The organism is Streptomyces bathyalis (assembly GCF_015910445.1).
In the GTDB taxonomy this organism is placed as follows: Bacteria; Actinomycetota; Actinomycetes; order Streptomycetales; family Streptomycetaceae; genus Streptomyces; species Streptomyces bathyalis.
Genome location: NZ_CP048882.1, coordinates 703919 through 721399 on the forward strand (window position 1 = coordinate 703919; position 17481 = coordinate 721399).

Sequence of the window (17481 nt, forward strand, 5' to 3'; positions counted from 1 at the left end):
ACCTCTTCCTCCGCGCCTCCGGTGCCCCCGGGCCCGGACCCGGGGTCCCGGAAGCCCGGGTGTCAGCGGGTCCGGGGCGGCTCTTCCGCCTGGTCTCGCGTGTTGACCCGGCGAACCCGTGGAACTCATCGCCGGGGAACAAACCGGACGCCGAGCAGCGTTGTGCTGGCACCACAAGGCGGCTGTTGCGGTGACATCGGCAGAACGGGAGACCCCATGAGCGGCGTGCTCGGCTTCAATCCCCTCTCTTTCGGCGCGGAGCCCTCGGGTGCGCGGCTGGCCCGCATCGAGCGCTCTCCGAACTACGACGTGGAGGCCGGCGCTTTCCGCAATCCCCTGCCCGCCGGCCGCACGCCCAGAGCCGTGCGGAGCCGGCGGGAGATGCTGCGCGCGCTGTTCAGGCGCGAGGGGCGCAGACCCACCGGCCCTATTCCTCTCTCCCGCCCGGATCTGAGCTCACCTCCGGCATCGGGGCTGCGTCTGACCTGGCTGGGTCATGCCACGGTCCTCGCGGAGATCGACGGCAGACGTGTCCTGTTCGACCCGGTGTGGGGCGTGCGCTGCTCGCCGTTCTCGTTCATCGGGCCGAAGCGGCTGCACGCGGCTCCGGTCCCTCTCGCCGCACTGGGGCGGCTCGACGCCGTCGTCATCTCGCACGACCACTACGACCATCTGGATCTGCCCACCATCCGCCAACTCACCGCGAGCGGCGTGCCCTTCGCCGTGCCCCTGGGTGTCGGAGCGCACCTGGAGAGGTGGGGCATGGCGCCGGAGAGGTTCACCGAGCTGGACTGGCACGAGTCCACGGAGATCGCCGGACTGCGGCTGACGGCCACCCCGGCCCGCCACTTCTGCGGCAGGGGCGTGCGCAGTCAGCAGCGCACTCTGTGGGCGTCCTGGACCGTGACGGGCCCCGAGCACCGGATCTTCCACAGCGGCGACACCGGCTACTTCCCCGGGTTCGCCGAGATCGGCGCGGAGTACGGGCCGTTCGACGCGACGATGATCCAGGTGGGCGCGTACAGCGAGTTCTGGCCGGACATCCACATGATTCCCGAGGACGGGGTTCGCGCCCATCGCGATCTGACGGGCAGTGCCGGGGCGTTGCTGCCGATCCACTGGGGCACCTTCAACCTCGCGCCGCATCCGTGGGCGGAGCCCGGTGAGCGGCTGCTGGCCGCCGCGGAGCGGGCCGGTGTGCGGGCCGCGCTGCCGGTGCCGGGCGGCAGCTTCGAACCGTCCGCGCCCGTGCTTCCGCAGACTCCGTGGTGGCATGACCTCGCAGGCGAGCGGCGCGCCGCGGCCTCAGGGCCGATGGGGGCGCAGCTCGGGCAGTCCTGAGACGGCCCGCCACCCGGGGGCGCCGTCAGAGCTCGTCGATCATGCGGAGCAGGAAGGCACGGGTCTCCCGTGCCGGCGCGGCGTCGGTGACCAGGCGGTCGATGACGTGGCGGTAGTGGTCGACCTCGTTCGCCTCCGCCGGGTAGCTGGCGCCGATCAGTTGCTCCAGGTATATGACATCGGGCAGCTCCCGCTCCGGGAGGCGCAGCAGCGTCACGGGCCCGCCCGCGGCGGCGTGCCCGCCGGCCGCGAAGGGCATGACGTGGATCGTGACGTGCGGGAGTTCGCATGCGGCGATGAGGTGTTCCAGCTGACCGCGCATCGTCTCGGCGCCGCCGACGCGGCGGCGCAGCGCGGCTTCGTCGATGACGGCCCACAGATGAGGGGGCCGCATGGAGTGGAGGATGCGCTGGCGCAGCATGCGCAGTTCGACGCGGCGCGCGATCTGCGTCTCGGGGGCGCCCTGGTGTCCGAGCTCGATGACGGCGCGTGCGTACCCGGGTGTCTGCAGCAGCCCGGGGACGAACTGGACCTCGTAGGTGCGGATGACGCCGGCCGCCTGTTCCAGGCCGAGGAAGGTGTGGAACCAGTCGGGCACGATGTCCTGGTAGGCGTGCCACCAGCCGGGCGCGTTCGTCTGCGCCGCGAGGGCCTGCAGCGTGGCGTGTTCCGTCCGGTCGGTGATCCCGTAGATGGTCAGCAGGTCGGTCACGTCCCGCTCGTGGAAACCGCAGCGGCCGCGCTCCAGTTGGGCGATGGTCACGTCCGAGGTCTTGATGGCCTCGCCGGCCTCCTGGCGGGATATGTACTGTGCCTCGCGCAGTTTGCGCAACCGCTCCCCCAGCACCAGCCGCGGAACGGCCGGCCCCGGCGGACGTTCCGGGATGCGACCGTCGGGCAGGCCGCCCGAAATCTCAGTGATGCGCATGCCTCAGCTCCCCGTGCTGTGAACGCATAGGTCTCGCCACGGTGACCATGTGTCCGCTCCGGTCCACTCCTCGACGCGCTGCGCGAGGGGTACGTTTCCACGGCACTGTCCGTCCTCATTCCCGCACATGCCCCTGTCCAGTCCCCGCCACGAAGTCACCCGGAGCGGGACTGTTGCGCAAGTTGCACAAGGGAAGGAATGTACGTTGTGTGGCGTGGATCGGCCAATCCCGGAGGCCGAAAATGTTTCCTCATGAGCGGCACACCCCGCAACACCGCCGATTCCGGTCGGGCGACGGCGCGTTGACGCCCCGCGGGCCGGTGTCCGACGACCAGAACTCGAACCAGGAGCCCCGCGTGCCCACTCCCGCTCCCGCCTCCGGCAGCCCCGCACACAACTGGGCGGGCAACACCGTCTTCGGCGCCCGCCGGGTCCTGCGTCCCGGATCCGTCGAGGAGTTGCAGCAGGTCGTCGCGTCCACGGACCGCGTGCGGGCGCTCGGCAGCGGCCACTCCTTCAACCGCGTCGCCGACACCGCCGGCGACCTCGTCCGGCTCGACGGGCTGCCGCCCGCCGTGGACGTCGACGAGGAGTCCTCCACCGTCACGGTCGGTGCCGGAATGCGGTACGGCGAAGTCGCCGGCGTCCTGCACGAGGCCGGGTACGCACTGGCCAACCTCGCCTCGCTGCCGCACATTTCGGTCGCGGGATGCTGCGCGACGGCCACGCACGGCTCGGGCGACTCGGAGAAGTGCCTGGCGGCGGCGGTGACTTCGGTCGAAGTCGTCGGGGCGGACGGTGAACTCTCGCTGCTGAGCCGCGTGAACGAACCGGAGCACTTCCCCGGAGCGGTCGTCGCGCTGGGCGCCCTCGGTATCGTCACCCGGCTCACGCTCCGTGTGGAGCCGGCCTTCGACGTCTCCCAGCACATCTACACCGGTGTGCCCCTCACGGAGGTGGCCGCGCACTTCGACGAGATCTTCGGGTGCGCCTACAGCGTCAGCGCGTTCACCGACTACCGCAGCGGCGAGGCACGGGTGTGGGTCAAGCGCCGCGTCACGGAACGGGACGGCAGCGTACGGCCCCCGGGCTGGGAGGGTCGGACGCCGGCGGACGCCGCACACCACCCGATCCCCGGCATCCCCGCGACGCACTGCACGGAGCAGCTCGGCGTGCCGGGCCCCTGGTACGAGCGACTGCCGCACTTCCGGCCCGACTTCACGCCCAGCAACGGCGAAGAGCTCCAGTCCGAGCTGCTGTTGCCCCGCGCCGCCGCGGCCGAGGCGCTGGCCGAGCTGCGCGCCCTGGGGGACCGCATCGCACCGGTGCTTCAGATCTCCGAGATGCGCACCGTGGCCGCGGACGACCTGTGGCTCAGCCCTGCCTGGGAACGTGACTGCGTCGCCTTCCACTTCACCTGGGTCAAGGACTCGCAGGCGGTGCTGCCGGTGGTCGCGGCGATCGAGGAGAAGCTGCTGCCGCTGGGCGCGCGGCCCCACTGGGGCAAGTTGACCGCCATGGAGCCGGAACGGATCGCGGGGTTGTACGAACGGGCCGACGACTTCCGGCGGTTGGTGCTTCAGCGCGACCCCGGACGTGTCTTCGCCAACGACTTCGTCGACCGGGTCTTCGCGCTGGGCTGAGGTGGGCGGGGCCGTCGGCGGGCGAGCGCCGGGCCGGAACCGCGCGGGTGGCGACCATGAACCGAGGGAACCCGGGGCAACCGGACAGTGTCCGTGAGTTCCACCGGTGCTCCGAAGGGACGGTCAGATGTCACCCGTGCAGCGTCCAGCCGATGCCCGCAGGCGTCCGTCTTGGTGGGTCATGCTCTTCATGGCCCTGACCCTTCTCCTCCTGCTCCTTCTGCTCGCAGGGGTGCTCAACCTCCTGCCGAAGGCGACGAACCCGTTCGGGACGGAGACCAAGGACCGCACCGGGCCCGTGCTGCTCAAGTCGATCCAGGACATGAGCCGTTACGAGGCGGCGTCGGGCAGCTTCCAGGTCGTCGTCGACCTGGACAAGGACGCGAAGTTCCTGCCGGACGCGGTGCGCGGCAACCGCACTCTCTTCGTCGGCAAGGGCGATGTGGGTGCCTTCGTGGACCTGGGCGACGTCGGCGAGGACCAGGTCGAGGTCAGCCGCGACCGTACGGAAGCCACCGTGAAGCTCCCCCACGCCCGCCTGGAGAAGCCCGCACTGGACGCGGATCGCTCGTACGCGGTGACGAAGGAGCGCGGTCTGCTCGACCGGCTCGGCGATGTGTTCTCCGACAATCCGAACGACGAGCGCGAGGTGCACAAGCTCGCCGAGGACCACATCGGTGAGGCCGCGAAGGAGAGCGACCTCACCGACCGGGCCGAGAAGAACACCCGGAACATGCTGCGGGAGCTGCTTGTCTCGCTGGGCTACGAGAAGGTGTCGGTCCAGTTCACGGACGGCCGCGGGAAGCGCTGAGGGAGAAGCGGTGCCACCAGTGGGGCCGCCGCGGATGCACCGCGCGTCCGAGGCGGCGCCCGATGATCAGGTAACCGAGCACGGCACCGGTGCTGTTGAGGATGACGTCGTCGATGTCGAAGGCGCGGCCCTGGACGAGGGCTCCCTGCACCAGCTCCACCGCCAGCATGACCACCGCCGTCGCCAGCATCACGCGCAGCAGTCCGCGCGTGCGGGGTACGAGTGCGGGAAGCAGCGCGCCGAAGGGCATGCCCAGCACGATGTTTCCGCCGAGCTGCTTGATCGTGTCGCGCAGGGCGGGCTGCTGGAGATAGTTGCGTATCGAGTCGCCGGGTCGCAGGTTGCTGTGGGTGAGTGACTCGGAGGCGGCGGAGGGTCCCAGCGTCAGCTTGGAGAGCACGACCGCGAAGCCGACCATCGCCACGAACGCCACCAGCAGGATCAGCACGCGCCAAACGGCCGGGAGCTGCTGCTGGGTGAGCACGGCCTCGCGGGCGGTCCGTTTGCGGGCCGCGGCCTTCTTCTTGGGGGTGCTCTTCGAGGTCTTCTTCTTCGGCCTCGCGGTGGTTGACCGTTTCGATGGGCTTTTTGCCGTTTTCTTCGCGGCGTTCTTCGTCCCTGTCGTCGTCTTCTTGGACGTCTTCTTCGCCGCTGCGCGCCCGCTGTTCCCGTTCGCGGCCGCCTTCGCCTTTCTCCTCATCTCAGTCAGAAAGTTCGCCATCTGCTTGCACCCCCGGAGGGCCTAGGTACTGTCTGGCCAGCAGTTACCCCCGGCAGGGCGATGCATGCGCGGCCGCGTCCGGGCCGGCGCGGCCCACGCGATCAGGGCTTGCGCGCGACCCCTCCGTAGACGGGGAACTCCGCGTCGGTGATGTCCGGCTGGGACTCGCCGTCGTCGGGCCGCCACCGGTGGGCCACCACGACGCCCGGGTCGACGAGTTCGAGCCCGTCGAAGAACCGGCTCACCTCCGAGCTGGAGCGGATCTGGCCCTCCGCGACGGACGACTGGTACGCCTCGGCCACCCGCGTGAGCAGATCCGGATCGAAGTCGGCGGTGGCGTGCGAGACGACCAGATAGCTGCCGGACGGAAGCGCGTCCATGAGCTTGCGGACGATGTCGTACGCGCCCCGCTCGTCGGTGATGAAATGCAGCAGTGCGATCAGCGACAGCACGACGGGACGGCCGAGGTCGAGCGTCTCCCGCAGTTCGGGGGCCTCGAGGATGGTCTCGGGTTCGGTGAAGTCGGCGTGCACGTAGGCCGTGCGGCCCTCGGGGGTACCGCGCAGCAGCTTCTGTCCGTGCCGGAGCACGATCGGGTCGTTGTCGACGTAGACGACCCTGGTCTCGGGCGCGACCGCCTGGGCGACCTGGTGGAGATTGGGTTCGGTCGGTATTCCCGAGCCGATGTCCAGGAACTGACGTATCCCCGCCTCACGCGCGAGCCAGCGCGTTGCCCTGTGCATGAACTCGCGGTTGAGCCGGGCGCCGAGCAGCACGCCGGGCCACACCTGCACGACCCGGTCGCCGGCGGCCACGTCGGCCTCGTAGTGCGTCTTGCCGTTCAGCCAGTAATCGTAGACACGGGCCGGGTGGGGCCTGCTGGTGTCGATCTCGTCCTTCGCGGTCACTGCTCTCCCCTACGCGCGCGGTCGCCGGCGACACACCCTCTCACCGATGGCTCTCCCCGACAGCTAGTGAACCGGCCGTAAGTCGAGCTCTCACGTCATCGCGTTCACACCGGTCAGGCTCCGGCCGATGATCAGCTTCTGGACCTGGCTGGTGCCTTCGTAGAGCGTGAGCACTCGCGCGTCCCTCAGGTACTTGCCGACGGGGTACTCATCAATGAAGCCGTAACCGCCGAAGGTCTGCAGGCAATTGTTGCTGACCCGCACGGCGGCCTCGCTCGCGTGGTATTTGGCGATGGACGCGTCCGTCGCGTACTCCTTCGGCGAGACGCCCGCGTCGGCCATCCTCGCCACCTGATGCGTGAGCAGCCTGGCCGCCCGTATGTCCACCTCGGAGTCGGCCAGCAGCTCCTGGACCAGCTGGAACGAGGCCACGGGCCTGCCGAACTGCTCGCGCTGCGTTGCGTATTCGACGGCGGCGTCGAGCGCGGCCTGGGCCAGGCCGACGGCGCCGGCCGCCACGGAGATGCGGCCGCGGGAGAGCGCGCCGAGCGCGATGCCGAGGCCGCGGTCCACCTCGCCGAGACGGGCGGAGTCCGGCACCCGTACGCCCTCGAAGGCGAGTTCGGCCGTGGCCTGGCCGCGCAGGCCGAGCTTGCCGTGGATCTCCGTGGCCGTCAGACCGGGGGTGCCGGTGGGCACCAGGAACGCGGTGATGCCGTTCTCGCTGGTGCGGGCGAAGGTCAGCGCGACGTCGGCGACGGTGCCGTTGGTGATGAACATCTTGCCGCCGTCGATGATCCAGTCGTCGCCGTCCCGCGTGGCCCGTGTGGTCAGCGAGCCGGCGTCGGAGCCGGTGCCCGGCTCGGTCAGCGCGAAGCAGCCGAGTGCGTCGCCGCTGACCAGCCGCGGTATCCACTCCTCGCGCTGCGCCTCGGTTCCGTGCGCGGCGATGGTCTTCGTCACCAGGCCGAGGGAGACCGAGACGATGCCGCGCACCGACGAATCGCCGCGCCCCAGTTCCTCGGTCACCAGGACGTAGGAGAGCAGGTCGGCCTCGACGCCGCCGTAGCGCTCGGGGACGGTCAGGCCGAGGAAGCCCAGTTCTCCCAGGCGCTTGGGGATGCCCGGGTCGACGCGTTCGGCGCGGTCCCATTCGCGGGCGTGCGGTGCTATCTCCCGGTCGACGAAGTCCGCGGCCATCGCGCGGATGTCGCGCTGCGTTTCGGTGAGGCCGAAGTCCCTGCTGATCACGAAGTCCCTGCTGGTCATGGGGAATTCTCCTGGGTATGCCAATCGGTCGGGAGGTCCGGGGCCGTCAGCGGCAGGCCGAGCTGCGCGCGTTCCCTGACCCAGCGCGTCGGCCGGTACCGGGGGTCGCCCGTAGTGGCCAGAAGTGTGCGCTGCAGAGCGAACATCCGGGCGGCGCCGACGCGTTCGCCCCACGCCAGCGGCCCGTGCGGGTAGCCGAGGCCCGTGGTGACCGCCAGATCGATGTCCGCGGGCGACGCGATATGACGTTCCGCGATGGAGGCCGCCACCGAGACGATTGAAGCCAGCAGGCGCTGCGCCACGGAGCCCGCCGTGTCCCGGACGACCGTGACCTGCGCCCCGGCGGCGGTGAGCACCGCGACCGCGTCACGAACCGCTTCGGGCCCGGTGGCCGGTGTCACCGCGAGCACGCGGCGTCCGGCCTCCATCGAGAGCGGGTCGATGCCGAGGGTGCGGGCCGCGGGCAGGCCGTGTTCGGCCACCGCCTCGGCGACCGTGCCGCCCCACGTGGGCACGAGCAGGAGCGGCTCGGCACCGGAAGAGCCGGCCGCTCCCCCCGGTCCGGAGGAGCCGCCGGTCAGGCCCCGTACGGCGTCGGCGTCCGGTCCCCCGCCGACGACCTCCACGGCGCGCGAGGCGTCACCGCCCGCGGGGGGCGCGGTGGGTGCGGCGGCATCGCCGGGGGCGTCGGGACCGTAGGGGTAGAAGCCGCGCCCGGTCTTGCGTCCGTGCAGCCCGGCGGTGACCCGGTTCGCGGTGAGGTACGAGGGCCGCAGCCGGTCGGAGTGGCGGAATCCGCGCCAGATGGTGTCGATGACGGAGGCGGTGACGTCGAGGCCGGTGAGGTCCATGAGTTCGAACGGGCCCATGCGCAGGCCCAGGACGTCGCGGGCGATCGCGTCGAGGTCCGCGGGCGGGGCGACGGACTCCTCCAGCAGCGCCAGCGCCTCGGTGACCAGCCCGCGCCCCGCGTGGTTGACGAGGAAGCCCGGGGTGTCCGCCACGGTCACCGCCCGGTGTCCGCAGCCCTCCACGAACGCGGCCAGGAACCCGGGGATGTCCTCCCGGGTGGCGGCGCCCGGCACGACCTCCGCGATCTTCATCAGCGGTACGGGGTTGAAGAAGTGCAGCCCGCCGAGCCGGGCGGGGTCGGCGAGCCGTGCGCCGATCTCGGTGACGGACAGCGAGGAGGTGTTGGTCGCGAAGACGGTGGTCTCCGGCAGCACTTTCGCGAGCTCCGTGAAGACGGCGGCCTTCGTCTCCAGGTCCTCCCGTACGGCCTCGACGACGAGAGCGGGCGCGGAGTCCTCGCCCTCCGGCGCCGCGAAGGGCGAGGCGAGCGGCACCAGGCGCTCCCGGGCGGCATCCGCGTCGCCCTGGCTCATCCGGCCCTTCTGCACGGCGCGCTCCAGCATGCCGGCCACGAACTGGACTGCTTCGGTGACCGACTCCTCGCGCGCGTCGGCGAGTTCGACGGTGTGCCCCGCGGTGGCGGCCCACTGTGCGATGCCGCGGCCCATGACGCCCGTACCGACGATTCTGATGCGCATGCCTTCTCCGTCTCCGCTCCCCCGGACGCGCCGCCGCACCGGCCCGTCCCGGCCGGACGCCGCTCGTCCCTTTGTCGTCCCTGGTCGTCCCGTCAGCGCAGATAGACGCGCTCGGGGTCCACATCCTCGCGCAGCAGGGCCAGTTCGTCCGCCGAGGGCGGCTCGATGACGCTGAGGTCGCCGGCGACCTGAAGGTCCCAGCCGGTGTTCGCCTTCACGTCCTCGGCCGTCACGCCGGGGTGCAGGGCGGCCAGTTTCAGCTCCTCACCGACGCCTTCGCGGGCGAGGATGCCCAACTCCGTGATGACGCGGGTGACTCCGGCTCCCAGCGGGCGGATGCCGTCGGCGAGGGCACGGTCCGGGCCCGGCGAGGTGCAGAAGTCGAGCTCTTCCGTGAAGGAGCGCTGGTCGTGGCGGCGCATGACGACGAACACCTCACGGGAGCTGGCCATGACCTCGTTCGCGCCGCCCGATCCGGGCAGCCGGGCCTTGGGGTGGTGCCAGTCGCCGATGACGGACGAGTTGAGGTTGCCCCACTTGTCGATCTGGGCCGCGCCGAGGAAGCCGACATCGATGTGGCCGCCCTGGAGGACGGACCCGAAGAGCGTGGGCATCGGAATCACCGCTTCGGCCCCGGTGATGAGCACGGCGTCGGCGATGGTCTCGGGCAGGTGCGAGGGATGCGCGCCGCACACCCCGGACTCGTAGACGATCTCCAGCTTGGGCGCGACGGTGAGGTGTGCGAGCGAGGCGGCCAGAGTGGGCAGCCCGATTCCGGCGAACACCGTGCGCCTGGCCGCGAGTTCACGGGAGGCGACGACGGACAGCAGCTCGGAGGAGGTCACGGTGTCGGTGGTCATCTGCGGCTCAACTTCCGTGTGCGGAGGTGCGGGATACGGATTCGGGAGTGCGGCGGCATCGGGTACGTGACGTTCAAGGCCGCGGCCCGTTGCGGGACGGGGCGGTGGCCGGGCCGGGTCAGAGCCTGCGGCCGTAGTTGACCGGCAGGCTCATCGCCTCTCCGACGGCGAGCCCTTCCCAGAACTCCTCGCCGAGTTTGGCGACGTACTCGGCGTGGTCGGCGGTCCCGTGGACCCACTCCTCCAGCCAGGCGGTCAGCCGCTCCTTGTCCTTGCTGATCGCCGACCAGGAGCGGTAGAAGGCGTTGTCGCGGTCGTAGTAGCCCTGGGCGAACGAAGGGTGTGCACCGCGGGGGCAGACGACGACGGCGTCCACGGCGTGCGCCGGGATGACGGTGCGGTTCGGGTCGGAGCGTACGACCTCGTCCTCGACGACCTCCTCCACGACGACGACGGCCTTGCTCGCCGCGTACACGGCCTCGGCCTGGACGCCGGTCAGGCCCCAGATCTGGGTGTTCCCGGAGCGGTCGGCGCGCTGCGCGTGCACGATCGTCACGTCCGGGTTGACGGGCGGCACGACGTAGATCTGCTCGGTCCCGCCGTCCGGGCCCGGGTAGGGCGAAGTGACCTTGCGCAGCGCCGGGTTGACGCCCGGCAGGTCACTGCCGCCGTAGCTGCGCAACGGGTAGAAGGGCAGCCGCTGCGCTCCCGCGATGTAGCGGCAGATCATCCCGTAGTGGCTGTACTCCTCGAAGGCGAGCGGCTCGGGGTCGTCGTTCTCCACGCGGCGGCGCAGCTCCCCGAGGGAGCCCGCGGAGGAGTTGCCGACGAAGGAGGAGACCAGCCGCGACACGCAGCCCGACGCGAGCATCTGGTCGACGACGATGTCGGCGGTCATGCGGATCACGGTCAGATCGCGGCGGCCCTGGCGGATAATCTCGTGGCCTGCCGCGGTCGGTATGAGGTGCGTGAAGCCTTCGAGGGCGACGGTGTCGCCGTCCCTGACATAGGTGGCGACGGCCTCCCGCATCGTCATCGTCTTGTCCACGGCGGTCTCCACGGCCATCTCCAGATCTCCTCGGTGCGGCTCGATGCGCCTCGGCGCCGCTCGTCACGGCACGCCCAGCACTACGCTCCCACCCTCCATTGATTGGCGTCCAATACCGAATTAAGGTCAGTTTGAGACGTGAAACTGATAACTGACCGCCGGGAGCGTGCCGACGTGGAACTGCGCTACCTCTCCTCCTTCGTCGCCGTCGCCGAGGAGCTGCACTTCGGACGTGCCGCCAGGCGGCTCCAGATGGCACAGCCGCCCCTGAGCCAGCAGATCCGGCAGCTGGAGAAGGAGCTGGGAGTGCAGCTCTTCGAACGCAGCACGCGTTCGGTGCGGCTGACGAGCGCCGGCGAGGCGTTCCTCAAGCCCGTCCGCACGGTCCTGGAGGACATCGACATCGCGACGCGGGTGGCCAAGGCCGCCGGACGCGGCGAGTACGGGCGCGTCCGCGTCGGTTTCGCAGGAGCCTCCAGCCACACGACACTGCCCCGCCTCACCCGGGCGGTACGGGCGGCACACCCCGGCATCGAGCTGGTCATGCTGGGCCAGACATATGCGAACAGGGCTGCGGCACGGGTCGCCGACGGCACGCTCGACCTGGGCTTCGTACGGCTCCCGTTGAACCGGCCGGGAGTCGAGCACCGGGTGATCGCCGAGGAGGAGCTGGTGTGCGCGCTGCCCTCGGACCACCCTCTCGCCCGCCACGAGCGCATCTCCGTCGGCGATCTGGCGGAGGAGCCGTTCGTCAGCTTTCCGGCCCGCACCGGATCCAGCCTGCGCGACGTCACGCTGGAGACGTGCGAGCACAACGGCTTCCACCCGCGGATCGTGCAGGAGGCCCCGGACTCGTACACGATCCTCGCGCTGGTGGCGATGGGGGTGGGGGTCACGCTCACGCTCACCTCCTGCACGCACATCCAGCAGACCGGTCTCGTCTACCGTCCGCTGGCCGGCCCGCCCGTGGTGCTCCAGGCGGCGCTGGCATGGCGCACGGACAATCCGTCGGCGGCGCTGCGCAGCGTCCTGGACGTCGCCGCGGACGCGCTGCCGCCGCCAGGCTCCGCGACCGCCGCAGGTTCCAGGTCCGACTCCAGGTCCGGCCAGGGCGGCGGCTCGGGAAGTGATTGAGTACGCCCGCGTATCAGTGCGAGGCGAATCGGATATTGGACCGGAAAAGTGTGCGGTGGAAGGGTCGTAGCCAAGCGCCGTCCCCCGCCAGCGACCGCAACCAGCCAGGAAGGCCCCTCCATGTCAGCCCCCGCGCCGGATCGCACCGATGTCGTCATCTGCCACCCCCTTCGCACGCCGATCGGACGCTTCGGCGGCGCCCTGGCAGGTCAGCGGCCCGCCGCGCTGGCGGCACACGTCATCTCGGAGGTCGTCGCGCGCAGCGGCGTCGACGGCTCGCAGGTCGACGAGGTGATCCTCGGCCACGCCTACCCGAGCGCCGAGGCCCCGGCCATCGGCCGGGTCGCCGCCCTGGACGCCGGGCTGCCGGACTCGGTCACCGGCATCCAGATCGACCGGCGCTGCGGTTCGGGGCTCCAGGCGGTGCTGGACGCCGCGATGCAGATACGGGCCGGGTTCAGCGAGATCGTGATCGCGGGCGGCGTCGACGTGATGAGCGCGGCGCCCTACTACACCCACGACGGCCGCTGGGGCATCAAGGGCCCCGGGCTCCAGCTGCACGACGCCCTCGCCCGCGGACGTGTCACGGCGGGCGGCGAGCACCACCCCGTGCCCGGCGGCATGATCGAGACGGCCGAGAACCTGCGCCGTGAGTACGCCGTCTCCCGTGAGGACCAGGACGCCCTGGCGCTGCGCTCGCAGCAGCGTGCCGCACGCGCCATGGAGGAGGGCTGGTTCGCCGAGGAGATCGTGCCCGTCACGGTGCGTGGACGTAAGGGCGAGAGCACCGTGTCCGTCGACGAACACCCGCGGCCGGACACGACGGCGGAGCAACTGGCCGCGCTGCGCCCGGTGATGGGCAAGGCCGACGCGGAGGCGACGGTCACCGCCGGCAACGCCAGCGGGCAGAACGACGCCGCCGCCGCGTGCCTGGTCACCACGGCCGCGACGGCCGAGCGCCTCGGCCTGACTCCCATGGTGCGGCTGATCTCCTTCGCACGTACGGGAGTTCCCGCGAAGACGATGGGGATCGGGCCGGTGGGCGCGACCAAGGCGGCCCTGGAGCGGGCCGGGCTCTCGGAGACCGATCTGGACCTGATCGAGCTCAACGAGGCCTTCGCCGCTCAAGTCCTCGCCTGCACACGCGAGTTGGGATGGACGGAGAAGGACCACGAGGAGCGGATCAACGTGTGCGGCTCCGGCATCTCACTGGGCCACCCCGTGGGCGCCACCGGAGCGCGGATCCTCACGACGCTGGCGCACCACATGCACCGCACACAGGCGCGGTACGGACTGGAGACCATGTGCATCGGCGGCGGGCAGGGTCTCGCCGCGGTCTTCGAGCGCTATTGATACCCGCACGGTCTCACTGCGGCAGTCATTCGGTATTGGACCCGTCTAGGTCGGGGCTGGCACGCTGACCGGCATCCCACCTGCACACAAGGCGGGCGAGCGTGCCCCGGCGCCCGCCGCCCACCCATGTCCCCACCCGGAGCCGCCGCATGAGCGCCTCGCTCGCTCAGGAGCAGAGAAGGACCGCGAACCGCGCAGGATTCGGAGCCTTCATCGGCTCCACCATCGAGTGGTTCGACTTCTACATCTACGGAACCGCCTCTGCCCTCGTCTTCGACAAGGTCTTCTTCCCCGAACTCGAGGGCGCCATCGGCACGCTGGTCGCCTTCGCCACGTTCTGGGTGGGCTTCCTCGCCCGCCCGCTGGGCGGAATCGTCTTCGGGCACATCGGCGACCGGGTCGGCCGCAAGAACACCCTGATCATCACGCTGCTGCTGATGGGTGTCTCCACCACCCTGATCGGCGTGCTGCCCGGCTACGCCTCCATCGGAGTCGCCGCTCCCGTCCTGCTGGTCACGATCCGCATGATCCAGGGCATCGGGCTGGGCGGTGAATGGGGCGGCTCCGTCCTGATCGCCTCCGAGCACGCGCCCAAGGGCAAGTCGGTCCTCTACGGTGCCTTCGCGCAGCAGGGTTCCCCGGTCGGCAACACCCTCAGCACGGTTGCCTTTCTCGCCGTGAGCGCGCTCCCGGAGCCCGAATTCCTCAGCTGGGGCTGGCGGATACCGTTCCTCGCCTCCGCCCTGCTCGTCGTCGTGGGCCTCTTCCTGCGCATGAAGGTCACAGAATCCCCGGCGATGGCCAAGCTGATCGAGGACCGGGGCGTCGCGAAGCTGCCGCTGAAGGAGGTGCTGCGCACCTGCCCGGGCCTCATCGCGCTCGGTATCGGCGCCTGCACCATCGGGCTGTCGGCGACCTACTTCAAGTCGACGTTCGCGCTCTCGTGGGCGACGTCCAGCCTTGATTTCGACCGCAGTTCGTTCCTCACGATCATCCTGGTCGCGAACGTCACGCAGATCGTGGTGCAGCCCTTCGGTGCCGTGCTCGCCACCCGGATGGGCAACTGGTCGCGCGCGGTGAGCATCATGCTGCTGCCCGAACTGGTCCTGATGCCGCTGATGTTCATCCTGATCGGCACGGAGAACTACTGGCTGGCGATGCTCGGCGTCTCCGTGGCGACGGTCCCGCACTGCCTGTACTACGCGGCGCTGGCCGGCATGCTGGCCAGCCGCTTCCCCGCGAACGTCCGCTACACCGGCATCTCTCTGTGCTACCAGCTGTGCGGCACGCTGCTCGGCGGAACCACTCCCGTCGTCGGACAGTTCCTGCTGAACCGTACGGGCTCGATCACCGCGGTGATCTGCTACGCGGTCCTTCAGGTGCTCCTCACCCTGGGCTGCATGCTGTTGCTGCTCAAGCGGCCCGACCACGACCGGCCTTCGCAGGAGACGCAGGAGACGGAGGCCGGCCCGCCCTCCAGGGCTGTCACCGGCCAGGTCACGGTCTGACCCGGCACAACAGGCACCGCGCACACAACCAGGGCCCGGCAGCGACCACTTGGCTGCCGGGCCCTCGTCGGGCTTTCTGAAGAACTCGCGGGACGGACTCAGTCCTGCGCGGAGCGGCGCTTGCGCGCGACCACGACCAGGCCGGCACCCGCGACCAGGACGACACCGGCGGCACCGGCGATCATCGGGGTGGCGCTGGAGGCACCGGTCTCGGCGAGGTCGTCGCCTCCGCCCTGGGGAGCGGTGCTGGGCTCCGACGGCGCCGGGGCCTCGCTGGACTCGCTGGGCGAGGGGGCGGGCTCGCTGGGCGAGGGGGACTCCTCGCACACCGGCGACATCTTGGTCTCGTTGACGTCGAACTTGTCGTCGTCAACGGCGTCGATCGCCAGGCGCAGCTCGAGCGGAGAGGTGTGCTTGGGCAGGTTCACCTTCTTGTCGAAGGTCTTGCCGAAAGTCTCGTTCACCAGGGTCTTGTCACCCGCGGTGATCTTGATGGTGTTGCCCTGTTCGCTGTAGTTCTCCAGGTGGATGCTCGTCGTGTAGCAGTCCACCTCCCAGCCCGGAACGTGGGCGGAGGCCGGAGTGGCGACGAACATCCCGGCACCGACGAGAGCGGCAGCACCCGTGGCGACGGCGGCGGTGCGGTGCCATCTGTGGCGTATAGCGGTCATGATCTCCCTCTGCGGATGAAGAAGTGATGCGAGCGGTGGTCGTGCGAGGACAGCACGGTACTCCCCGGTACATCACTGGTCGCGCCCGCCCCTCAAAAGGCCAAGAGGCCCTGAAAAAGGGGCAGTTCAGGCGTGGTGGCGTGTGATGCGCTGAGCTCCCCCGTGCGGTCCGGTGGCTGCCCGCCCGTTCCCGCTGGAACCCGCTGACCCTACCGCCTCAAGGGAAACGGCGGGGGAAACTCACGGACATTGAGTGGTCTCAACTACGAAACGGGCCGAGCGAGTACCTGTGGAGAAACCATGGCGTGCCACTGCGCCGAGCCGGCAATGAGGCGCCGGTCCACACCCAGGGAGGTCAGTGAGTTGAGCCATCGACGCAAGGACAACAAGCGCGCGTATGTGATAGCCGGCGCAGGCACCGCGGCACTGGCGACGGCCGCGATCATGCTGCCGTACGCGAACGCAGGGCAGCAGGAACAGCCGGGTCCACGCACGATGAGCGCAAAGGCCGCCGCTGCGATGGGCACGAAACTGGCGGACGAGAACGGGGACAGGACAGCCGGCTGGTTCATCGACAGCAAGGCCAAACGCCTGGTCATGAACGTCCTCGACGAGGAGACCGCTCAGCGCGTCCAGGAGAGCGGCGCCCAGGCCAGAATCGTGCAGAACTCCAAGGCGGAGCTGAAGAAGGTCAGCGACACCCTCGCGAACGGCGCTTCGGTGGCGGGCTCGGCCTGGTCGGTCGACCCCCGTACGAACAAGGTCAACGTGCTCGCCGACAGCACGGTCGACGACGAAGAGTGGGCCTCGCTGAACAAGACGGCCGCCGGCATGGACGGCATGATGTCGGTCAAGCGGACCGCCGGTAAGTTCCAGAAGTTCCACGGCAACGGCGGTATCGGCCAGAGCGACGCCGGCGACCAGGGCGCGGGTAACGGCGCGGGCGCCGGGGACGAAGGTGCCGGCAACGGTGCGGGCCAGGGCGAAGAGGGCGCGGGCCAGGGCGACGACGGCGCGGGCGCCGGCGAAGGCGGCGACGCCGCTGCCGAAGGTGTGCTCGGCGGCGACGCCATCTTCGCGGAGGGCACCCGCTGTTCGCTCGGCTTCAACGTCCAGGTGGACGGCGCGCCGGGCTTCCTGACCGCGGGCCACTGCGGCAACGCCGCGCAGAACTGGACCTCCGACGAGGCAGGGGCGCAGGCACTCGGCTCCATCACCGACTCGAAGTTCCCGGAGACCGACTTCGCGATCGCCACGCTGGACGACGCGCAGGCCGAGGCGCCCAGCGCCGTGAACCTCGACCCGCTGGGTGAGGGCCAGGGCGGCACGCAGGAGATCACCGGTGCCGCCGAGGCCGCCGTGGGCATGCAGGTGCAGCGCAGCGGCAGCACGACCGGCGTCACCGACGGCGAGGTCACGGCCCTGGACGCCACCGTCGACTACGGCGGCGGCGATGTCGTCAACGGCATGATCCAGACGAACGTCTGCGCAGAGCCCGGCGACAGCGGCGGCGCGATGTTCTCCGAGGACAAGGCCGTGGGTCTGACCTCCGGCGGCAGCGGCGACTGCACGCAGGGCGGCGAGACCTTCTTCCAGCCCGTCACCGATGCGCTGGAGGCGACCGGCGCGACGATCGGCGACGGCGGCGGGGAAGCCGGACAGCAGGAACAGCAGCAGCTGCAGTAAGTACGGCCGGCCGGGCAGTAAGCACTGCCCGGCCGCCCCGACGGGCGTCC

At 70.3% G+C, this 17481-nt stretch carries 15 protein-coding genes; 7 read left to right on the top strand and 8 right to left on the bottom strand.

What is annotated here, in order from left to right; all coding sequences use genetic code 11:
• The first annotated feature begins 216 nt into the window (after nucleotides 1-216).
• A complete protein-coding gene (locus G4Z16_RS03145) occupies nucleotides 217-1341 on the top strand; it encodes an MBL fold metallo-hydrolase (protein WP_197349066.1) in 1125 nt (374 codons plus the stop codon).
• Between the two features lie 25 nt (nucleotides 1342-1366).
• Here the strand turns inward: G4Z16_RS03145 and G4Z16_RS03150 are convergent, their stop codons facing one another.
• Nucleotides 1367-2269, bottom strand: coding sequence for a helix-turn-helix domain-containing protein (locus tag G4Z16_RS03150; protein WP_197349067.1), 903 nt, complete (start codon nucleotides 2267-2269; stop codon nucleotides 1367-1369).
• A 356-nt stretch (nucleotides 2270-2625) separates the two neighbouring features.
• On the opposite strand from G4Z16_RS03150, the gene G4Z16_RS03155 reads away from it, so the two are divergent.
• Nucleotides 2626-3912 carry an FAD-binding protein gene (locus tag G4Z16_RS03155; RefSeq protein ID WP_246530653.1) on the top strand — a complete coding sequence of 429 codons (1287 nt, stop codon included), beginning with the start codon at nucleotides 2626-2628 and terminating at the stop codon, nucleotides 3910-3912.
• Nucleotides 3913-4039: 127 nt separating this feature from the next.
• Nucleotides 4040-4723 carry a DUF4230 domain-containing protein gene (locus tag G4Z16_RS03160; RefSeq protein ID WP_197349069.1) on the top strand — a complete coding sequence of 228 codons (684 nt, stop codon included), beginning with the start codon at nucleotides 4040-4042 and terminating at the stop codon, nucleotides 4721-4723.
• Here the strand turns inward: G4Z16_RS03160 and G4Z16_RS03165 are convergent.
• From G4Z16_RS03165 to G4Z16_RS03190, 6 genes are all read right to left on the bottom strand, one after another.
• On the bottom strand, nucleotides 4698-5444 hold the full coding sequence (locus G4Z16_RS03165) for a VanZ family protein (RefSeq protein WP_343070634.1): 747 nt from the start codon (nucleotides 5442-5444) through the stop codon (nucleotides 4698-4700). The two genes, G4Z16_RS03160 and G4Z16_RS03165, sit on opposite strands and share 26 nt — an antisense overlap.
• A 101-nt stretch (nucleotides 5445-5545) precedes the next feature.
• Entirely contained in the window at nucleotides 5546-6352 is an 807-nt protein-coding gene (locus G4Z16_RS03170) for an SAM-dependent methyltransferase (protein ID WP_197349070.1), read from the bottom strand.
• Between the two features lie 90 nt (nucleotides 6353-6442).
• A complete protein-coding gene (locus G4Z16_RS03175) occupies nucleotides 6443-7621 on the bottom strand; it encodes an acyl-CoA dehydrogenase family protein (RefSeq protein WP_197349071.1) in 1179 nt (392 codons plus the stop codon).
• Nucleotides 7618-9171, bottom strand: coding sequence for a 3-hydroxyacyl-CoA dehydrogenase (locus G4Z16_RS03180; RefSeq protein ID WP_197349072.1), 1554 nt, complete (start codon nucleotides 9169-9171; stop codon nucleotides 7618-7620). Before G4Z16_RS03180 ends, G4Z16_RS03175 begins: the two co-directional genes overlap by 4 nt.
• 92 nt (nucleotides 9172-9263) lie before the next feature.
• Nucleotides 9264-10031 (bottom strand): CoA-transferase subunit beta, encoded by a 768-nt coding sequence (locus G4Z16_RS03185; protein WP_197349073.1) that lies wholly within the window; start codon nucleotides 10029-10031, stop codon nucleotides 9264-9266.
• Nucleotides 10032-10149: 118 nt separating this feature from the next.
• Entirely contained in the window at nucleotides 10150-11097 is a 948-nt protein-coding gene (locus G4Z16_RS03190) for a CoA transferase subunit A (protein WP_197349074.1), read from the bottom strand.
• A 156-nt stretch (nucleotides 11098-11253) separates the two neighbouring features.
• On the opposite strand from G4Z16_RS03190, the gene G4Z16_RS03195 reads away from it, so the two are divergent.
• From G4Z16_RS03195 to G4Z16_RS03205, 3 genes are all read left to right on the top strand, one after another.
• On the top strand, nucleotides 11254-12213 hold the full coding sequence (locus G4Z16_RS03195) for a LysR family transcriptional regulator (protein WP_197354125.1): 960 nt from the start codon (nucleotides 11254-11256) through the stop codon (nucleotides 12211-12213).
• 120 nt (nucleotides 12214-12333) lie between these two features.
• Nucleotides 12334-13566, top strand: coding sequence for an acetyl-CoA C-acetyltransferase (locus tag G4Z16_RS03200; RefSeq protein ID WP_197349075.1), 1233 nt, complete (start codon nucleotides 12334-12336; stop codon nucleotides 13564-13566).
• A gap of 149 nt (nucleotides 13567-13715) precedes the next feature.
• Nucleotides 13716-15074, top strand: coding sequence for an MFS transporter (locus tag G4Z16_RS03205; protein WP_197349076.1), 1359 nt, complete (start codon nucleotides 13716-13718; stop codon nucleotides 15072-15074).
• A gap of 98 nt (nucleotides 15075-15172) precedes the next feature.
• Here G4Z16_RS03205 and G4Z16_RS03210 read toward each other — a convergent pair whose 3' ends face one another.
• Nucleotides 15173-15745, bottom strand: a complete 573-nt coding sequence (locus G4Z16_RS03210; protein ID WP_197349077.1) for an LAETG motif-containing sortase-dependent surface protein — start codon at nucleotides 15743-15745, stop codon at nucleotides 15173-15175.
• Nucleotides 15746-16108: 363 nt separating this feature from the next.
• Between G4Z16_RS03210 and G4Z16_RS03215 the strand changes: the two genes are divergently transcribed.
• The gene (locus tag G4Z16_RS03215; RefSeq protein ID WP_246530654.1) at nucleotides 16109-17431 is read left to right on the top strand and encodes a S1 family peptidase; all 1323 of its coding nucleotides are present in this window, start codon (nucleotides 16109-16111) and stop codon (nucleotides 17429-17431) included.
• Nucleotides 17432-17481 lie beyond the last annotated feature (50 nt).